Here is a 17,672-nt window from a genome sequence, read left to right on the forward strand (position 1 = left end):
CGGGACATCTCAGGGTGGCGGCCGGGCGCCGGGGCGTGTTCTCATCGGCGGTGGGGGGCGAGACCGAGGTACTCCGTGACGCGAGAGAGGCCGGGTCGGATGACCAGTCAGCCAGTGCAACAACCGTTCCAGACAGCGGACGTCGACGACGTCCAGGTGGTGACCGCACCGGACGGGGCCGCGGTGTTCCCGCTGCTGGTCCTGGACGGACAGGGGAGCCTCGCGGTGTTCGAGCTCGCCCCCGGACAGGTGTCGCACGCCGTGTCGCACGCCACCGTGCAGGAGCTGTGGCAGGTCGTCGACGGCGCCGGGGAGCTGTGGCGCCGCCAGGGCGGGCGGGAGGAGACCGTCCGGCTCGTGCCCGGGACGGCGGCCTCGATCCCGCTCGGCACGGCGTTCCAGTTCCGGGCCGACGAGGACGCCGACCGGCCGCTGCGGATCGCCGCCGTCACCATGCCGCCCTGGCCAGGCACCGACACCGAGGCCAGGCCTGAGGAAGGCCCCTGGAAGCCGACCTCCCGGTGAGCCGGACAGGGGGGATTCCGCGCCGCCCGCTGGCGGCGCTGGTCACGGCCGCGGCCGTGTTCGGACTCGCGGTGGCGCCTGCCGCGGCCGCCCCGGCCGCCGAGCCGCACCTCCAGTCGCGTTACGTGACGATGCCCGACGGCGTCCGCCTCGCCGTCGACGTCTGGCTGCCCGAGGGCACCAGGGACGGCGCGAACCTGCCCACCGTCCTGGTCACCCAGCGCTACTGGCGGGCCCGGGTCTACCCCGGCGCACCCGGCAACGGCGGCCGCAGCAGCGACGCCGACGGCTGGAACGCCCACGGCTACGCCTACGTGGTCGCCGACCTGCGCGGCACCGGCGCCTCCTTCGGCACCCTGAGCTCCGAACTCGGCGCCGACACCGTCGCCGACAGCGGCCCGCTCAGCGACTGGATCGCCGCCCAGCCCTGGTCCAACGGCCGGGTCGGCACCACCGGCGTCTCCTACGGCGGCGACACCGCGATGCTCGCCACCGCCCTCGGCAACCACCACATCACCGCCGCCGCCCCGGTCTCCTACGACTTCGACCCGTACGAGGACCTGGTGCGCCCCGGCGGCCTGCTCATCGAGCCCCGGATCGCCCCGTACGCGCTGCTGCTGCGCATCCTCGACCAGGCCGGCGGCACCACCTGCGACACCGACGAGCAGACCCGGCAGGTCTGCGCCGCCGCCGGCCTGACCGGCGCCGTGCCCCGGCCGGTCGACGGCCCGGACGGCCCGGCCCTGCTCGCCGCCGCGCGCGCCGAGCACGCGGGCAACGCCAACCTGGTCGACATGGCCGAGGCCGGCGTGTACCGCGACTACCAGGACGGCCCGAAGAGCTGGACGGTCGGCAGCGTCGGCGAGAAGGCCGACGCCGTCGAGGCCGGCGGCGTCCCCGTGCTCACCGACGCCGGCTGGCTCGACGCGGGCACCGCCAACGGCGTGCTCTCCCAGTTCACCGGCCTCTCCAACACCCAGGACGCCTGGATCGGCCCGTGGAGCCACGGCCAGGGCTACCTCGCCGACCCCTTCCAACCCGCCCGCCACCTCACCGACCAGGAACGCGCCCAGCTCGCCCAGCGGACGTTCGACTTCTTCGACCGCTACGTGCGGGCCGACGGCCGCCCCGACGGCACCCGGCAACTGCACTACTACACCTTCAACGAGGGCGTCTGGCGCACCACCACCCGCTGGCCGCTGCCCGGCACCCGCCCGCAGCGGCTCTACCTCGGCGAGGACACCGCGCTCAGCCGCCGACGGCCCGATCCGGACGACCGCCCCGGCGCCGACCTGCTGCGCCTCGACCCCACCGCCGGCACCGGCCCGCTGGACCGCTGGAACACCAACCTCACCGGCAGCCCGGTCAGTTACCCCGACCGGGCCGCCGTGGACGCCAAACTCCTCAGCTACACCACCCCGCCGCTGACCGGCGACACCCGGGTGACCGGCAACGGCCGCGTCACGCTCGACGTCACCGGCCTCGACGGCACCGCCCAGGGCGCCCTGCACGTCTACCTGGAGGACGTCGCCCCCGACGGCCGGGTCACCTACCTGACCGAGGGCCAACTCGCCCTCGCCGACCGGGCCGTGGCCGACCGGGACGACAACCCCGACTGGCGCCGGCTGCGCACGCCCCGCAGCTACGCGGCCACCGACGCGGCGCCCTTCCCGCAGGGCCGGGCCCGTCAGGTCACCATCGACCTGCAACCCGTCGCGGTGCTCTTCCGGGCCGGCGAGCGGATCCGGCTCACCGTCGCCGCCGCCAACCCGGACTCCTTCCAACTGCTCCCTGCCGACGGCCGGGCCGGCTACCGGATCGGGCACGGCGGAGCCGACCCGTCCTTCCTGGAACTGCCGGTGGTGCGCAGCACCCCGTAGCGCCGCCGAACGATCCCGGGCCCGGGAGGCCGATGCCGCCTCCCGGGCCCGGGCTGCTCAGTCCCTCACCCCGGAGAGCGCGAGCGGCAGGTGCCGGGGCCCGCGCAGGACGGGGCTGCGCCGGTACTCGGGCGGGTCCTGGAGCAGCCGGGGGCCGTCCAGGCGGTGGATGAGCGCGGTGAGCGCGAGCTGCGCCTCGACCCTGGCGAGCGGGGCGCCGAAGCAGCTGTGCACGCCGCTGCCGAAGCCGAGGTGCTGGTTGTCCGGGCGGGTCGGGTCGAAGCGGTCGGGCTCCTGGAACCGCAGGGGGTCCCGGTTGGCGGCGGCGAGCACCAGGATCAGCGGCGCGCCCTTGGGGATGGTGACCCCGGCGACCTCGATGTCGGTGAGCGCGGTGCGCTGCGGCAGCAGCTGGACCGGGGGTTCGTAGCGCAGCAGCTCCTCCACCGCGCGCGGCATCAACTCCGGCTTGTCGCGCAGCAGTTCCAGGTTCTCGGGGTGGCGCAGCAGGGTGAGCACGCCGTTGGTGATCAGGTTGACGGTCGTCTCGTGCCCGGCGATGAGCAGCAGGACGGCGGTGGCCATCAGCTCCGTCTGGGTGAAGCCGCCCGACGGGCCGGGGTCGTTGACGAAGGCGGAGAGCAGGTCGTCGGACGGCTTGCCCCGGCGGCTCTCGGCGAGTTCGCCGAGGTACAGCCCCATCTCCATCCGGGCCTGCGTGGCCGCTTGCTGGCGCTCGGACGGATCGCTGTCGGGAGTGGGGTCGAAGCCCGCGATCAGCGTCTCGGACCAGGCGTGGAACCGCGGCTCGTCCTCGCGCGGCACGCCGAGCAGCCGGCAGATGACGGTGACCGGCAGCGGGTAGGCGAAGTCCTCGACCAGGTCGATCCGGTCGCGGCCCCGGAGCCCGTCGATCAGTTCCCCGGTGATCCGCGCGATCTCGTCGTGCATGGCGTCGACCCGGTCGGGTGCGTGGGGCGGGCCGAAGGGCCGCATGGCGATGTTGCGCAGCCGTTCGTGCTCGGGGTCGTCCCGGCCGATGAAGGCGACCGGGACGCTGCCCTGCAGCTCGTCCGGGACGGTGCGGTTGCGGCGGTCCGAGCTGACCCTCGGGTCGTGCAGCAGCGCGGCGACCTCGTGGTAGGTGCCGACCAGGTAGCTGCCGTCGTCCTGGCGGGCCACGCGGTGCTCGCGGAGCTCGGCGTACAGGGGGTAGGGGTCGGCGCGGTTGGCGTAGTCGGTGATCCGGCGGAACAGGGTGTCGGCGGCGGCCATGCGCGGTGGCTCCTCGGGGGTGGCGGCGGTGGTGGTCCTCGACGGACGGCGGGGCCCGGTGGGCGTGCGCCCGTCGAGCGGTGGCGGGTGGGCTCAGCCGCCCCAGCGCCGCAGGGTCAGCCGCCGGTCGGGCAGGTGGCCGGTGAGGGCGACGGTCGGGCCGTGCGAGAGCACCTTCGGGTCGGGCACGTCGGAGGGGACCGGGATGCGGGAGGCGGGCGGCTCCACGCCGTCCCAGTCGGGCGGGAACGGCGCGGCGGCCTCGATCAGCCGCTGGTAGTGCTCCAGCCACTTGGCCCGGTTCACGCTGACGGCGGCCGTGATCCGGCCCCGGTACCCGTAGACCGCGACGAGCCGGCGCTCCTCGACCGAGCCCTGGGCGAGGACCACGTGGTCGGAGAAGGTGGGCACGCCGACGGACTTGATGTTGAGCCCGAACTGGCTGGACCAGAAGGACGGCACGCTCAGGTGCGGGCGCCGCTGCGGCCCCGGGCTGACCATGTTGTGGGCCGCCACCTCGGCCTGTGCGACCGCGTTGCCCCAGTGTTCGAGGGAGAGCAGCTGGTACTCGAAGAGGGGGTGCGGGAAGCGGGCGACGTCGCCCGCGACGAAGACGTCGTCGGTGACGATCCCGTACATGTCGAAGGCGCGGCAGCCCGCGTCGCAGGCCACCCCGCGCGGGCCGGCGGCGAGCCCCGACTCGGCCAGCCATTCGGTGTTGCGGACGGCGCCCAGGGCGACCACGGCGACGTCCGCCTCGATCCGGGTGCCGTCGGAGAGCTCGGCGCCGGTGAGCCGGCCCGCTCGGCCGGTCAGCGCGGAGACGGTCACCCCGCAGCGCAGGTCGACCCCGTGGGCGAGCTGGACCTTGGCCGCGAGGGCGCCGAAGGCCCCGCCGAGGGCCCCGACCAGCGGGGCGGGGCCGCGCTCGGCGACGGTGACGTCCAGTCCGCGTTCCCGGCAGGCGGAGGCGATCTCGGAGCCGGTGAACCCGGCGCCGATCACCAGCACCCGCTTCGGGCCGGCGTCCAGCCGCTCGGCCAGGCCGGCCGCGTCCTCGGCGGTGCGCAGGGTGAACACCCCGTCGAGTGCGGCCTGCTCGGCCTTCGGCCAGGGCCTGGCCCGGGTGCCGGTGGCGATCAGCAGCCGGTCGTAGGGCAGTTGCTCGCCGTTCGCGAGCAGGACCTGCCGGCCGGCCCCGTCCACACCGGTGGCGCGGACGCCGAGCTTCCACTGCGCGTCCACCTCGCGGCGCCGGGGCAGCGCGGTCTCCTCGGCGCGCACCCGCCCGAGCAGCACCTGTTTGGACAGGGGCGGCCGGTCGTACGGGGGAAGGCGTTCCTCGCCGACCACGGTCAGCTGCCCGGCGAAGCCCTCGTCCCGGAGCGTCTCGGCGGCGCGCAGGCCGGCCAGCGAGGCGCCGACGATGACGATCCGGCCGTTCTTGAGGTCATCGGACATCGGACCGGTCCTCCTCCTCGACCACGATGGCCTGCACCGGGCAGGCCGCGGCGGCCCGCCGGACGCGGTCACGCTGGTCCTCGGCGGCCTGCGGGGTGTAGAGCAGGGCCTCCTCCCCGTGCAGTTCGAACACTCGGGGAGCGAGGAACGCGCATTGCGCGTAGCCCTGGCAGCGGTTGAGGTCGACGACGATCTTCACGGTCTCTCCTCCCGGGCACGTCTGTGTCCGTCCTACCGCCGCCGGAGCGGCCGCGCGCCCGGTACTGCTCCGTGGGAGCGGTCGCGGAGAGTGGCCGCCGGGGAACGACGGGGGCCAGGAGAGCAGCCAGGCATGCCCTAGTTCGGCGACTCCAGCCCGAGGGTCCAGCGGTGGGTGGTGTAGCCGCCCATCCGGGTCGGGTGGCGCTCCACGAGCGTCACGGTCAGGCCGTCGGCCGTGCGGCGCAGGGTGCCGGTGAACCGGTGCAGGTCGTCGCCGGACAGCGGGAGCAACTCGGCGAGCACGGTGGCGTCGAGGTCGTGCCCGACGGCGCGCAGCACCCCCGCGTCCAGCACCAGGACGGTGCCGTCGGCCAGCACCACCGGCGCGGGGGCCTGCGGGTCGGCGAGCAGCGGGCCGCTCTCGATCCCCCCGCCGGGCAGCAGCCGCACCACCCGGCTCCCGGTCGGCCGGCGGCGGTCGGTCTCGACGACGCGCAGGCCGCCGCCGACCACGTAGTGGCCGTAGCTGCGCCAGGAGTCGACCAGGGTGGCGTCCCGGTCGTAGGCCCAGGTGTCGAAGGCGCCGTAGCCCTCCAGGCCGAGCACGAAGCGGCCGTCGCCCAGGGCCGTGCCGCGCTCGCCGCGCAGTTCGGCGACCAGGGCGCCGTCGTCGAGGTCCAGCAGCAGGGCGGGGCCGAGGTGGCCCCAGGCGGTGTACTCGAAGGAGTCGGTGGTGACCAGCGCCCGGCCGCCGGAGAGGTGGGCCGCGTTGGGGCGCCCCGCGCAGGGGCGGCGCCAGCGGACCAGGCCCTCGGCGTCGACACAGCTGATCTCGCCGTCCCGCCCGTACAGCGCCAGGTCGCCGTGGCGGGCGAGCGGCCCCTCCGGGCGCCCCTGCGGCCGCCCGCCGCTGCGGCGGTGGTGGTTCTGGACGGTGACACGCCAACTCCCCATGATCCGGATGCTAACGGACCCCGGCGGGCCGCGGAGGGCGTTTGCGGAGGGTGCCCGGACGGCCGGGACGGCGGACAATCTCCCCAGACGCAGAGGAGGAGGCCGCGGTGGAGTTCGAGGTGTTGATCGAGACCCCGCAGGGGTCGCGGAACAAGTACGTGATGGACTTCGCGGCGGGCCGGATCCGCCTCGACCGCACCCTGTTCACCGCCACCCGCTACCCCGCGGACTACGGCTACGTCGAGGGCACCCTCGGCGGCGACGCGGAGCCGCTGGACGCGCTGGTGCTCGGCGGTGAACCGGCCGTGCCGGGGTGCGTGGTCACCTGCCGGGCGGTCGGCATGTGGGTGATGCGGGACGAACGCGGGCCGGACCAGAAGGTGCTGTGCGTCCCCGCCCACGACCCGCGCTACGGCGACCTGCGCGACATCGGCGACCTGCGCGAGTTCGACCTGCTGGAGATCACCCACTTCTTCCAGGTCTACAAGGACCTGGAGCGCGGCAAGTCGGTCGAGGGCTCGCACTGGGCGGACCGGGAGGCCGCGTACGCGCAGATCGCCGAGTCCCGGGCGCGCGCGGCGGGGACGCGCTTCGCCCGGCCGGTGTAGCCGTCCCCCCCCCCGCGCGCGCCCAGGGCTCAGAACCGGGCGTGGCGCAGGATCTCGCGGACCTGGTCGGCGATGGCGGCCTCGTTCTGCTCGAACTCCGGGGCGGTGAGGCGGTCCTGCTGGGCGGGCAGGCCGGTGAGCACGGGGGTGTGCAGGTGACCGCCGGGGAGGTCGGGGGCGAGGTCGAGGCGCAGGCGGTTGGAGCGGTAGGCGACCTCGTTGGAGAGGTACCCGCCGCCGCCACCGGCGACGGCGCGGGAGCCGGGGGTGGGGCCGTCCGCGCGGTCGACGGGGTCGACGCCGCCCTCGGGGATCTCGGTGACGGTGGTGTTGAGGCGGACGGGGTAGGGCTGCTGGACGGCCGTCATGGCGTCGGTGGGCAGGGTGGTGCGGATGAACTCCGGGCCGTCGTCCAGGCCCGGGGCGGTGACCGGGTGCTGCCGGGTGCCGCCGGAGAGGGTGCCGGTGTTGTCGGTGGCGGGATCGGCGGAGCGGGCCCGCCCGGCCCAGGCCTCCAGGGTGAACAGGCCCGGGTAGCCCTGGCTGATGCTGGTGATCAGGTCGGCGGCCTGTGGGCCGGGGGTGAGGTGCGGGCCGAAGGCGCGCTCGACGACGCCGTCGTCGAAGTCGCCGTAGCGGACCGGCAGCAGGACGGCCCGGACTTCGGCCGGGCTGCCGTCGGCGAGGGTGATCCGGCGCCCGTGCAGTTGCAGCACGGCCGCGCCGGAGGGGTTGGCACGGCGCGGCTCGGTGTCGAGGCCGTACGGGTCGAAGCCGCTGACGAAGATCCGCCGGATGCCGGGGGCGGCGGTGAAGCCGTCGTCGAGGCCCCGGGAGGCGTCCTCGAAGCGGGCCCGCAGGTCGGCCGGGTCGACGTCGAACCGGGGCTGCCAGCGGGCCAGTTGGACGGTCATCGCGAGCCTGGTCCAGTACAGCGGGCGGTCGTCGCGGGCGGGGAGTTCGCCGCCGGGCCGCCGGCCCTGGGCCCGGTCCACCCCGGCCTGCCAGAGCGCCCGGCCCCAGGCGCCCGCCACCCGCTCCGCCTGCCGGGCGTTCCGGGCGGCGCACAGGGCGGCGGGGAAGCCCCGGAGCAGGTCGCGCAGGCCGGAGCGCTCGGTGAAGGCGGTCGTCCGCTGGTCCTGGAGCCGGGCCTGTTCGGTGTCCACCGGGGCGGTGCCGACGACCTGACAGGCTGCCGGACGGGCCTGGGCGGTGGCCGGGGCGAGCAGGGCGGCGAGGGTCCCGGTGAGGGCGGCGGCCAGGGTGGTGGCGCGACGAAGGCGTGTCATGTCACCTGACAATAGGTCGGGAGCCGACACCCCGCCAGGGCGCCCCGGCCGCGCGGGCCGGTCGGCGAGGTCGCGCCGCGGGCCCGTGGCCTGCTGGAACGTCCGTCCAGTACTGACGGGAAGTCGGGAACCGGCGCGAGCTCTACAGCGTTGTCGTGGTCGAACAGCGGAAACAGCGGCAATTCAAACGGTTGTGGAGGAGTCCCATGAGTGTGGCCCTGACGAAGGGCGGCAACGTCTCCCTGGGCAAGCAGGCCCCCGGGCTGCGGGTCGTCCGGGTCGGCCTCGGCTGGACGGCCGGCGCCGGGTACGACCTGGACGCCAGCGCCCTGCTCTGCGACGCCTCCGGGAAGGTCGTCTCGGACCAGCACTTCGTCTTCTTCAACAACCTGCAGAGCCCGGACGGTTCGGTCCGCCACCACGGCGGCGCCGGTGGCGGCGACGACCAGGAGCGGATCGACGTCCGGCTCGCGGACGTCCCGGCCGGGGTGGAGAAGATCGTCTTCGCGGTCGCGGTCTACGACGCGGCGCAGCGGCGCCAGAGCTTCGGCCAGGTCCGCGGCGCGTACATCCGGCTCACCGACCCGGACGGCGGCGCCGAGGCGGCCCGCTACGACGTGGCGGCCGAGGCGGGCAGCGAGACGGCGATGGTGTTCGGCGAGCTCTACCGGCACGGTGCGGACTGGAAGTTCCGGGCCGTCGGGCAGGGGTACGCGTCGGGGCTCGCGGGCATCGCCGCCGACTTCGGGGTGGACGTCCTGCAGCCGGCGCCCGCCGCCGCGCCCGCGCCCCCGCCGGCTCCGGTCGTGCCCGCCGCGCCGGCCATGGCGCCCGCCGTGCCCGCCGTGGCGCCCGCTGTCCCGATGACCCAGCCAGGACCAGGGAGTTCCCCCGTGACGTGTTTCTTCGACCCCTCGCACGGCTTCGGCTCGACGGCGGTGCTGTGGTCGCCGCAGTGGGGCGTGCCGCGCCAGATCGAGACCTGCGCCGCCTGCGCCCAGCGGGTGCAGTCCACCGTGCCGCCGTTCTACACCCCGCAGCAGGGCTACCCGCAGCCGGTCCAGCAGGGCTATCCGCAGCCGGTCCAGGGCCAGCCCGCTCAGGGCCAGCAGGGCCAGGGCGGGCGCCGCTTCGGCACCGGCGCGCTGATCGGCGCGGGCGCGGCCGGCCTGGTCGGCGGCGCGCTGCTCAACGAGGCGTTCAGCGACGACACGCCCGAGGTGGTCGTGAACAACTACTACGAGGGCGACGACGACAGCTTCTTCTAGGTCGTTTCCCGGGTCGCCCCCGGACCGTCAGCCCTCCCGCCGGCCGCGGAGTTCGACGAACTGCGCGGCCGGCGGCGTTCCCGGACGTTCCCGGGCCGTCAGGCGCTCTCCCGCCGGTGCGCCCCCGCCCGGGCGGCCGCCTCGGCGGCGGCCGCGGCGCGGTCGGCGGCGGCCTCGTCGAGCGGCTCGGCGGTGGTGAGCATCCGGTAGTAGAGCGGCGCGGAGACGGCCCGGACCACCTCGAACGCGTCGGTGTCCGGCGGGAGTTCGCCGCGTTCGACGGCCTCGGTGACGCACGGCGCCCACTCCTCGACCCGGCGCAGGTAGAAGTGCCGCAGTGCCTCGGCGGCGCCCGGGTCGCAGGTGGCGGCGACGATCACGGCGCGGAACAGCGCCCCCTGCCGGGGGTCGGCCAGCGTGCGCTGGACCAGCCGGGCGTTGGCCCGCAGGTCCTCGGCGAGGGAGCCGCTGCGGGTGCGCGGCAGCGACTGCTCGGCCATGTCCGCGAGCAGGTCGGCGACCAGCGCGCTGGTGGTGCCCCAGCGCCGGTAGACGGTGGTCCGGCCGACCTCGGCCCGCTGGGCGACGTCGCCGAGGTCGAGCCCGCCGAAACCGTGCTCGACCAGGGCGTCCTCGGCGGCCCGCAGGACGGCGGTGCGGACCCGGGCGGTGCGGCCGCCGGGGCGCCGCGTCCCGGGCGTGGGGGTCTCCGGCGCGTCCGGAGTGTCCGGTGCGTCCGGCGCGGAGGGCTCGGCAGTCATTAACGGGATTCCTGTTCCATTAGGTCGATGGGCCCTGCTAAGGTCGAACCATCCTAACGGAATGGGAGTCCCGTTAAGGGCTCCGAGGGGAGAACTACCATGGAAAGCAGCACGACAACCAGCACGGCAACCGGCACGACAACCGCCATGGAGTACCGCCGACTCGGCTCGTCCGGCCTCAAGGTCCCCGCGCTCAGCCTCGGCACCGGCACCTTCGGCGGCCGTGGACCGCTGTTCGGCGCCTGGGGCACCACCGACGTCCAGGAGGCCCGCCGCCTGCTCGACATCGCCATCGACGCCGGAGTCACCCTCTTCGACACCGCCGACGTCTACTCCGACGGCGCCTCCGAAGAGGTCCTCGGCCAGGCCATCCGCGGCCGCCGCGACCAGGTGCTCGTCTCCACCAAGGCCGGCCTGCCGACCGGCGACGGCCCGCAGGACGCCGGCACCTCCCGGGCCCGCCTCACCAGGGCCGTGGACGACGCGCTGCGCCGCCTCGGCACCGACTACCTCGACCTCTTCCAACTGCACGCCTACGACGCCGGCACCCCGATCGAGGAGGTGCTGGCCACGCTCGACGACCTCGTCCGGGCCGGCAAGATCCGCTACACCGGCGTCTCCAACTTCTCCGGCTGGCAGCTGATGAAGTCCCTCGCCGTCGCCGAGCGCCACGGCCGCCCCCGCTACGCCGCCCACCAGGTCTACTACTCGCTGGTCGGCCGCGACTACGAGTGGGAGCTGATGCCGCTCGCCCAGGAGGAGGGCGTCGGCGCCCTGGTGTGGAGCCCGCTCGGCTGGGGCCGCCTCACCGGCCGGATCCGGCGCGGTCGGCCGCTCCCGGCCGACAGCCGGCTGCACGACACCGCCGACTACGGCCCGCCGGTCGAGGACGAACTGCTGTACCGGGTGGTCGACGCGCTCGACGGGATCGCCGCCGAGACCGGCCGCACCGTCCCGCAGATCGCCATCAACTGGCTGCTGCGCCGCCCGACCGTCTCCTCGGTCATCATCGGCGCCCGCAACGAGGAGCAGCTGCGGCAGAACCTCGGCGCGGTCGGCTGGTCGCTGACCGACGAGCAGGTCGCCCGGCTCGACGCGGCCAGCGCCCGCACCGCGCCGTACCCGTACTTCCCCTACCGCCGGCAGGAGGCCTTCGCCCGCCTCAACCCGCCGCTCGTGGGCTGAACCGGGAAATCCGCTTGCCGTCCCGCCCGGCCTGCGGCAAGGTCCGCACCATGTCCGAACTGCACGAACCCGAACTGCACGAACCCGAACTGCGCCGGCTTGGCTCCGACGACTGGCCGCTCTGGCGCGAGCTGCGCCTGGCCGCGCTGACCGAGGCGCCGTACGCCTTCGGCTCCACCCTGGCGGACTGGCAGGGCGCCGGCGACCACGAGGCCCGCTGGCGCTCCCGCCTGGAGATCCCCGGTGCCCTCGACCTGGTCGCGGTGCTGGACGGCCGTCCGGTCGCGATGGCCAGCGGCGTCCCGGCCGACGAGGTCGGGGCGGCCGCCGAGCTGATCTCCCTGTGGGTCGGCCCGGCGGCGCGCGGCCGGGGCGTGGGGGACCGGCTGATCGGCGCGATCGCCCGCTGGGCCGCCGAGCAGGGGTTCACCACCCTCAAGCTGGCGGTGAACCCCGACAACGACGCGGCCATCGCCCTCTACCACCGCAACGGGTTCGCCGAGACCGACGAGCCCGGCGACCTGATGGCCGACGGCGTGCGGCGCGAACTGGTCCTGGCGAAGGAGATCTTGGCGGTGGCCTAGGTCCGCGCCACGTCCTTCGGACGGGCGTGGGCCGGAAGGCCGTTGGCGAGGTCCTCGACCATCAGGCGCCAGGCGATGGCGGTCGCCGCGGTGCGCAGCTGGGGGCTGCGCGGGCGGCCGGCGTCGGCGTCCAGCCGGGCGTTGAGCCAGTCCGACCAGGCCTGGGCGAGGACGCGGACCTCCTGGGAGCCGGCCTCGGTGGGGGAGAGCCGGTCGCCGTCGCGGGTGAGGTAGCCCTCGGCGGCCATCCGGTCGAAGACCGGCTCCAGGACCTCGGGCGGCACCCGCTTGCGGGCGGCGATGAGGTCCAGGGAGGCCTGGCCGACGGCCTTGGTGTGGCCGGCGACCTCCATCAGCGCCCAGGCCCCGGCCAGGTCGACCCGGGTGTCGGCGTCGTCGACGATCGAGCGGACGGTGTCGAGGTCCACGCCGCGCACGAGCTTGCCGACGGCGTACTCCAGGTGCGGGTCGGAGTCGCTGGTGGTCGGTTGGGCGAAGCCCTCGCCCATGTCGGTGGAGCCGGCCCGGGCGGTGTCCCGCAGCTGCACCTGTTTGAGGAAGAGCGCGACCACGAACCCGACCAGGGCGACCGGCACCGTCCACAGGAACACGGTGTGCAGGGCGTCGGAGTAGGCCTGGACGATCGGGGCCGCCTGCGCGGCGGGCAGCCGGTGCAGGCCCTGCGGGCTCTCGGCGGCCCGGGTGAGGAGCGCCGGGTCCGCGCCGGTGAGGCGGGCCGAGGAGGCCACGCCCCGGGCGAGTTCGGTCTTGAGGCTGTTGGCGTAGATGGTGCCGAACACGGCGGTGCCGAAGGAGCTGCCGATGGTGCGGAAGAAGGTCACCCCGGAGGTGGCGGTGCCGAGGTCCGCGTAGTCGACGGTGTTCTGCACGGCGATGGTGAGCACCTGCATGCTCAGCCCGATGCCGACGCCGAGCACGAACATGTAGAGGGAGGCGAGCGCGGTGCCCGTGCCGGGCTCGAGCCGGGAGAGCAGGTAGAGGCCGACGGCCATCACCAGGGTGCCGACGATCGGGAACACCCGGTACCTGCCGGTCTTGCTGACGGCGTTGCCGCTGGCGATCGAGGCGAGCAGCAGCCCGATCACCATCGGCAGCGTCCGCACCCCGGAGACGGTCGCCGAGTCGCCGTCGACGTACTGCAGGAAGGTCGGCAGGAAGGTCAGCGCGCCGAGCATCGCGAAGCCGACGATGAAGCTGAGCACCGAGCAGACCGCGAACACCGGGTTCCGGAACAGCCGCATCGGCAGCATCGGTTCGACGGCCCTGCTCTCCACCCAGCAGAACAGCCCGAGGGCGACGGCGCCGCCGGCGAACAGGGTGATGATCACCCCGGAGCCCCAGGCGTACTCGTTGCCGCCCCAACTGGTCGCCAGGATCAGGGCGCTGGCGCCGATCGCGACCAGTGCGATCCCCAGGTAGTCGATCACCGGGCGCACCGCCGAGCGCACCGAGGGGATGGTCCGGGCGGCCGCGATCACCACCAGGATCGCGATCGGCACGTTGACGTAGAACGCCCAGCGCCAGGACAGGTGGTCGGTGAACAGCCCGCCCAGCAGCGGCCCGATGACCGTCGCCACGCCGAACACCGCGCCGATCGCGCCCTGGTACTTGCCGCGCTCGCGCAGCGGGATGACGTCCGCGATCAGCGCCATGGCCGTCACCATCAGGCCGCCCGCACCGATGCCCTGGAGCGCCCGCCAGGCGATCAGCAGCGTCATGTTGGTCGCCAGGCCGCAGAGGAACGAGCCGGTGATGAAGACGACCGCCGAGATCTGGAAGAGCAGCTTGCGCCCGTACAGGTCACCGAACTTGCCGGCCAGCACGGTGGCCACCGTCTCGGCCAGCAGGTAGGCCGTCACCACCCACGACATGTGCGCGGCCCCGCCGAGGTCCGCGACGATGGTGGGCAGCGCGGTGCCGACGATGGTCTGGTCGAGCGCGGCCAGCAGCATGCCGAGCACGATGGTGCCGAAGACGACGTTGCGCTGCCGGGCGTCCAGCACCGGCGGGGCGGTCGGCGGGGTTTCGGTGGCGGCGTTCATGTCCTCAGCCTCCGGGGCGCCGGGGGAGGCCGCGATCGGGTTCGGCCGTCCGGGTGAGCGGCGGCGCGGGCGGCGCAGCCCGGCTGGCGGCTCCGGGGCCGCGCCGTCCACGATGGCCGTTCGGAGGGGGGCACGCGTGGCGGGCGGGCACAGCCGGACCGGGAAGCCGGACGACGGCCGGCCGCCGGGCGCGAAGCCAGACGACCGCCGGACGCCCGGAAGGTGCTCCCATGACGGCCCAACCCCCGTGCAGCACCCCGGAACAGCGGCCCGGCGCCGCCGCCGCGAGCCGGCGGGCCGAGGCGCGGCGCTGGCGGGCGCTGACGGTCTGCCTGGTCGCCGGGTTCATGACGCTGCTGGACGTCAGCATCGTCAACGTCGCCCTGCCGACGGTGCGGGCCGGGCTGCACATGTCCGACAGCGGCCTGCAGTGGGTGCTCAGCGGCTACGCGCTCGCCTTCGGCCTGGTGCTGGTCCCGTCCGGGAGGCTCGGCGACGCCCGCAGCCGCCGGGCCGTCTTCCTCACCGGGCTCGCCCTGTTCACCGCGGCCAGCGCGCTGGCCGGGGCGGCGCAGAACCAGGAGTGGCTGGTGCTGGCCCGGTTGTTCCAGGGCGCGGCCGGCGGGGTGCTGGTGCCGCAGGTCTCCGGCTTCATCCAGGTCCTGTTCCAGGGGGCCGAACGCGGCCGGGCCTTCGGCACGCTCGGCGCCACCATCGGCCTGTCCACCGCCGTCGGTCCGCTGCTGGGCGGCCTGCTGATCCACCTGTTCGGCCCGCAGAACGGCTGGCGCTGGGTGTTCCTGGTCAACCTGCCGATCGGGGTGGCCGCCCTGCCGATCGCCTACCGGCTGCTCCCGCCGCCCCCGCCGGCGGCCTCGCGGGCCGGGCACCGGGACTTCGACCCGGTCGGGGTGCTGCTGCTCGGCGCCGGGACGGTCGCGCTGCTGCTGCCGTTCGTCCAGGCGCAGCAGTGGCACGGTCCGACGCGCTGGCTGCTGCTGCCGCTGGCGGCGGTGCTGCTGGGGGCCTTCGTGGGCTGGGAGCGGTACTACGCGCGGGGCCGGGAGCCGCTGGTGAGCATGGCGCTGTTCGCGGTGCGCCCGTACGCGGCGGGGGTGGCGCTGTCGCTGGTGTACTTCGCCGGGTTCACCGCGATCTTCTTCATCTTCACGCTCTACCTCCAGGCGGGCCTGCACTACTCGGCGCTGACGGCGGGCCTGGCGATCACGCCGTTCGCGCTGGGCTCGGGCGTGTCCGCGGTGATCGGCGGACGGCTGGTGCACCGGCTGGGCCGCCGGCTGGTGCTGCTCGGCCTGGTGCTGGTGCTGGCCGGCCTGCTGGCCTCGGCCCTGGCGGTGCAGCTGTGGACGGGGTCGGCGATCGGCTGGGCGACGGTGGCGCCGCTGCTGGTCGCCGGGGTGGGCAGCGGGCTGGTGATCGCGCCGAACCAGACCCTGACCCTCCAGCAGGTGCCGATCGCCCGGGCGGGCAGCGCCGGCGGCGTCATGCAGACCGCCCAGCGGGTCGGCTCGGCGGTCGGCATCGCCGTCGTCGGCTCGGTCTTCTTCGCCCACGCCCAGGGCCCGCGCCCGGACTGGGCGCTGGCCTTCCAGCTGGGCGTGACGGTCGCGGCGGGCCTGGTCCTGGCGGCGCTGCTGGTGTCGCTGGCGGACCTGGCGGCGGGCCGCCGCGAGGGGTGAGCACCGCTTCCGGCGCCGCTGCTGCCGGACGGCGGGTCAGTGGTCGCGGCGCTGGACGACGGTCACGGCGACCACCACCGAGGCGAGCGCCCAGAGCGCGAACGTGGCCCAGGAGCCGGCGACGGTGGCCGGGTGCGCCGAGGGCAGCGAGTGGGTCAGGTCGACCTGGGCCAGCCGGCGCCAGGCCTGGAGCGGCATGGCGTGCAGGAGGTCGGCCGACCAGCGGTAGCGCTCGTTGAAGAACGCCGGCAGGAAGAACAGCACCAGGACGGTGCCCACCACGGCTCCGGCGGTGTGCCGGATCAGCGCGCCGAGGGCGAATCCGGCGAGGGCGCAGACGGGGGCGAACAGGGCGGCGGCCGCGACGAAGCGCAGCGCGGTCGGGTCGGTGACGGACACGCCGATGTGCGTGTCGGCGAGGACCGCCTGGCAGGCGCCGAAGGAGACGCCCGCGGTGACGGCGCCGTAGCCGAGCATGACCGCGGTCAGTACGCAGGCCTTGGCGGCGATCACGGCCCGGCGGTCCGGGACGGCCACCAGCGTGGTGCGGATCAGCCCGCTCGCGTACTCGCCGACCAGGACGAGCGCGCCGACGCTGCCCGCGACGATCATCACGACGTCGGCGGCGATCATGGTGAAGGAGGTGCTGAGCGCGGCCTGCAGCATGGTCGCCGGATCGCCGTCGCCGACGGTGTAGTGGTCGTGGGTGTACCGGGCCGCCTTGAGGTTGGCGGCGATGACGAACAGGGCGCTCAGGCCCAGCACCCAGACGGTCGAACGCAGGGACCAGAACTTGATCCACTCGGCGGCGAGCAGGTCGCCGAAGCGGGCGCGCGGCCGGGGGTGGGGCCGGGGGCGGGACTGGGGGGTGGTGGTCGCGGTGCTCATCGGGGCTCTCCGGCCGGGTAGTCGACGCTGTCGGCGGTCAGTTCCATGAACGCCGACTCCAGGGAGGCGGCACGGGTGGTCAGGGCGTGCAGCAACAGGCGCTGCTCCAGGGCGAGTTCGCCGATCCGGGTGGCGTCCAGGCCGGTCACGGCGAGCGCGCCGTCCGGGTCGGGGCGGACGGTGGCGCCCGCCGCGGTCAACACGGCCGCCAGCCGGTCGGGTTCGGCCGCCCGGACGGTGACGCCGGTGCGGCCGGCCCGGGCGGAGAACTCCGCCAGGCTCTCGTCCGTGATCAGCCGGCCCCGCCCGATCACCACCAGCCGGTCGGCGGTGTGCTCCATCTCGGCCATCATGTGGCTGGAGACGAAGACCGTCCGCCCCTCCTCGGCGAGGCGGCGGAACAGGCCGCGCACCCACAGCACGCCCTCCGGGTCGAGGCCGTTGAGCGGCTCGTCGAACAGCAGCACCGGCGGGTCGCCGAGCAGCGCGCCGGCGATCCCGAGCCGCTGCTTCATGCCCAGCGAGTAGCCGCCGATCCGGCGCCCGGCGGCCTTGCCGAGACCGACCTCGGCGAGCACCTCCTCGACTCGCGCGGCCGGGATCGCGTTGGCGCGGGCCAGCGCCCGCAGGTGGGCCGCGCCGGTGCGCCCGCCGTGGACGTCGCCCGCGTCGAGCAGGGCGCCGACGTCGCGCAGGCCGCGCGTCCGCGCCCGGAAGGGGCGGCCGTCGACGGTGGCGGTGCCGCCGGTCGGGTCGTTGAGGCCCAGGATCAGCCGCAGGGTGGTGGACTTGCCCGCGCCGTTGGGGCCCAGGAAGCCGGTCACACGCCCGGGCCGGACGGTGAAGGTGAGGCGTTCGACGGCGGTGGTGCGGCCGTAGCGCTTGGTCAGCTCGGTGACTTCGATCATGGGCTCCACGGTGCCGGGCGGGGCCGGGCCGCCGCATCGGACCGGCGCTGACACCGCGGGCCCCGGCCGTCACCCCCGGTCGTACAACCACGGTCCGATGACGGCGATTCAGGCCGCCGATA

Annotated in this window: 16 protein-coding genes; 7 read left to right on the forward strand and 9 right to left on the reverse strand. The window is 74.9% G+C overall.

Going from position 1 to position 17,672, the window contains the following annotated elements; all coding sequences use genetic code 11:
* Positions 1-99: 99 nt before the first annotated feature.
* Both ACFVTF_RS18940 and ACFVTF_RS18945 read left to right on the forward strand, forming a co-directional pair.
* Positions 100-525: a cupin domain-containing protein gene (locus tag ACFVTF_RS18940; protein WP_387814786.1), complete on the forward strand. Its 426-nt coding sequence runs from the start codon at positions 100-102 to the stop codon at positions 523-525.
* Positions 522-2,405, forward strand: coding sequence for a CocE/NonD family hydrolase (locus ACFVTF_RS18945; RefSeq protein ID WP_387814788.1), 1,884 nt, complete (start codon positions 522-524; stop codon positions 2,403-2,405). The genes ACFVTF_RS18940 and ACFVTF_RS18945 overlap by 4 nt, the downstream gene beginning before the upstream one ends.
* Positions 2,406-2,462: 57 nt before the next feature.
* On the opposite strand, the gene ACFVTF_RS18950 is transcribed toward ACFVTF_RS18945, so the two are convergent.
* The 4 genes from ACFVTF_RS18950 to ACFVTF_RS18965 form a co-directional block, all read right to left on the reverse strand.
* On the reverse strand, positions 2,463-3,680 hold the full coding sequence (locus ACFVTF_RS18950) for a cytochrome P450 (protein ID WP_387814790.1): 1,218 nt from the start codon (positions 3,678-3,680) through the stop codon (positions 2,463-2,465).
* Positions 3,681-3,773: 93 nt separating this feature from the next.
* Entirely contained in the window at positions 3,774-5,141 is a 1,368-nt protein-coding gene (locus tag ACFVTF_RS18955) for an NAD(P)/FAD-dependent oxidoreductase (protein WP_371521866.1), read from the reverse strand.
* The gene (locus tag ACFVTF_RS18960) at positions 5,131-5,340 is read right to left on the reverse strand and encodes a ferredoxin (RefSeq protein WP_371521868.1); all 210 of its coding nucleotides are present in this window, start codon (positions 5,338-5,340) and stop codon (positions 5,131-5,133) included. Before ACFVTF_RS18960 ends, ACFVTF_RS18955 begins: the two co-directional genes overlap by 11 nt.
* Before the next feature lie 137 nt (positions 5,341-5,477).
* Positions 5,478-6,296, reverse strand: a complete 819-nt coding sequence (locus ACFVTF_RS18965) for a hypothetical protein (RefSeq protein WP_387814792.1) — start codon at positions 6,294-6,296, stop codon at positions 5,478-5,480.
* Positions 6,297-6,403: 107 nt separating this feature from the next.
* Between ACFVTF_RS18965 and ACFVTF_RS18970 the strand changes: the two genes are divergently transcribed.
* Positions 6,404-6,904 carry an inorganic diphosphatase gene (locus ACFVTF_RS18970; RefSeq protein WP_387814793.1) on the forward strand — a complete coding sequence of 167 codons (501 nt, stop codon included), beginning with the start codon at positions 6,404-6,406 and terminating at the stop codon, positions 6,902-6,904.
* 29 nt (positions 6,905-6,933) lie between these two features.
* Here the strand turns inward: ACFVTF_RS18970 and ACFVTF_RS18975 are convergent, their stop codons facing one another.
* Positions 6,934-8,193, reverse strand: coding sequence for a pyroglutamyl peptidase (locus tag ACFVTF_RS18975; RefSeq protein WP_387814795.1), 1,260 nt, complete (start codon positions 8,191-8,193; stop codon positions 6,934-6,936).
* A 206-nt stretch (positions 8,194-8,399) separates the two neighbouring features.
* Between ACFVTF_RS18975 and ACFVTF_RS18980 the strand changes: the two genes are divergently transcribed.
* On the forward strand, positions 8,400-9,461 hold the full coding sequence (locus tag ACFVTF_RS18980; protein WP_387814797.1) for a TerD family protein: 1,062 nt from the start codon (positions 8,400-8,402) through the stop codon (positions 9,459-9,461).
* A 98-nt stretch (positions 9,462-9,559) separates the two neighbouring features.
* On the opposite strand, the gene ACFVTF_RS18985 is transcribed toward ACFVTF_RS18980, so the two are convergent.
* Complete coding sequence (locus tag ACFVTF_RS18985) at positions 9,560-10,222, reverse strand: TetR/AcrR family transcriptional regulator (RefSeq protein WP_387814799.1); 663 nt, start codon at positions 10,220-10,222, stop codon at positions 9,560-9,562.
* 147 nt (positions 10,223-10,369) lie between these two features.
* Between ACFVTF_RS18985 and ACFVTF_RS18990 the strand changes: the two genes are divergently transcribed.
* Complete coding sequence (locus tag ACFVTF_RS18990; protein ID WP_371521876.1) at positions 10,370-11,407, forward strand: aldo/keto reductase; 1,038 nt, start codon at positions 10,370-10,372, stop codon at positions 11,405-11,407.
* A gap of 50 nt (positions 11,408-11,457) precedes the next feature.
* Entirely contained in the window at positions 11,458-11,991 is a 534-nt protein-coding gene (locus tag ACFVTF_RS18995) for an N-acetyltransferase family protein (protein ID WP_371521878.1), read from the forward strand.
* Here the strand turns inward: ACFVTF_RS18995 and ACFVTF_RS19000 are convergent.
* Positions 11,988-14,054 carry an MDR family MFS transporter gene (locus tag ACFVTF_RS19000; RefSeq protein WP_387814801.1) on the reverse strand — a complete coding sequence of 689 codons (2,067 nt, stop codon included), beginning with the start codon at positions 14,052-14,054 and terminating at the stop codon, positions 11,988-11,990. The two genes, ACFVTF_RS18995 and ACFVTF_RS19000, sit on opposite strands and share 4 nt — an antisense overlap.
* Before the next feature lie 230 nt (positions 14,055-14,284).
* On the opposite strand from ACFVTF_RS19000, the gene ACFVTF_RS19005 reads away from it, so the two are divergent.
* Positions 14,285-15,754 carry an MFS transporter gene (locus tag ACFVTF_RS19005; RefSeq protein ID WP_387814803.1) on the forward strand — a complete coding sequence of 490 codons (1,470 nt, stop codon included), beginning with the start codon at positions 14,285-14,287 and terminating at the stop codon, positions 15,752-15,754.
* A gap of 36 nt (positions 15,755-15,790) precedes the next feature.
* Here the strand turns inward: ACFVTF_RS19005 and ACFVTF_RS19010 are convergent, their stop codons facing one another.
* Positions 15,791-16,642 carry an ABC transporter permease gene (locus tag ACFVTF_RS19010; RefSeq protein WP_387814805.1) on the reverse strand — a complete coding sequence of 284 codons (852 nt, stop codon included), beginning with the start codon at positions 16,640-16,642 and terminating at the stop codon, positions 15,791-15,793.
* Positions 16,639-17,550, reverse strand: a complete 912-nt coding sequence (locus ACFVTF_RS19015; RefSeq protein ID WP_387814807.1) for an ABC transporter ATP-binding protein — start codon at positions 17,548-17,550, stop codon at positions 16,639-16,641. Before ACFVTF_RS19015 ends, ACFVTF_RS19010 begins: the two co-directional genes overlap by 4 nt.
* Positions 17,551-17,672 lie beyond the last annotated feature (122 nt).

This window comes from Kitasatospora sp. NPDC057940 (assembly GCF_042887425.1).
Lineage (GTDB): Bacteria > Actinomycetota > Actinomycetes > Streptomycetales > Streptomycetaceae > Kitasatospora.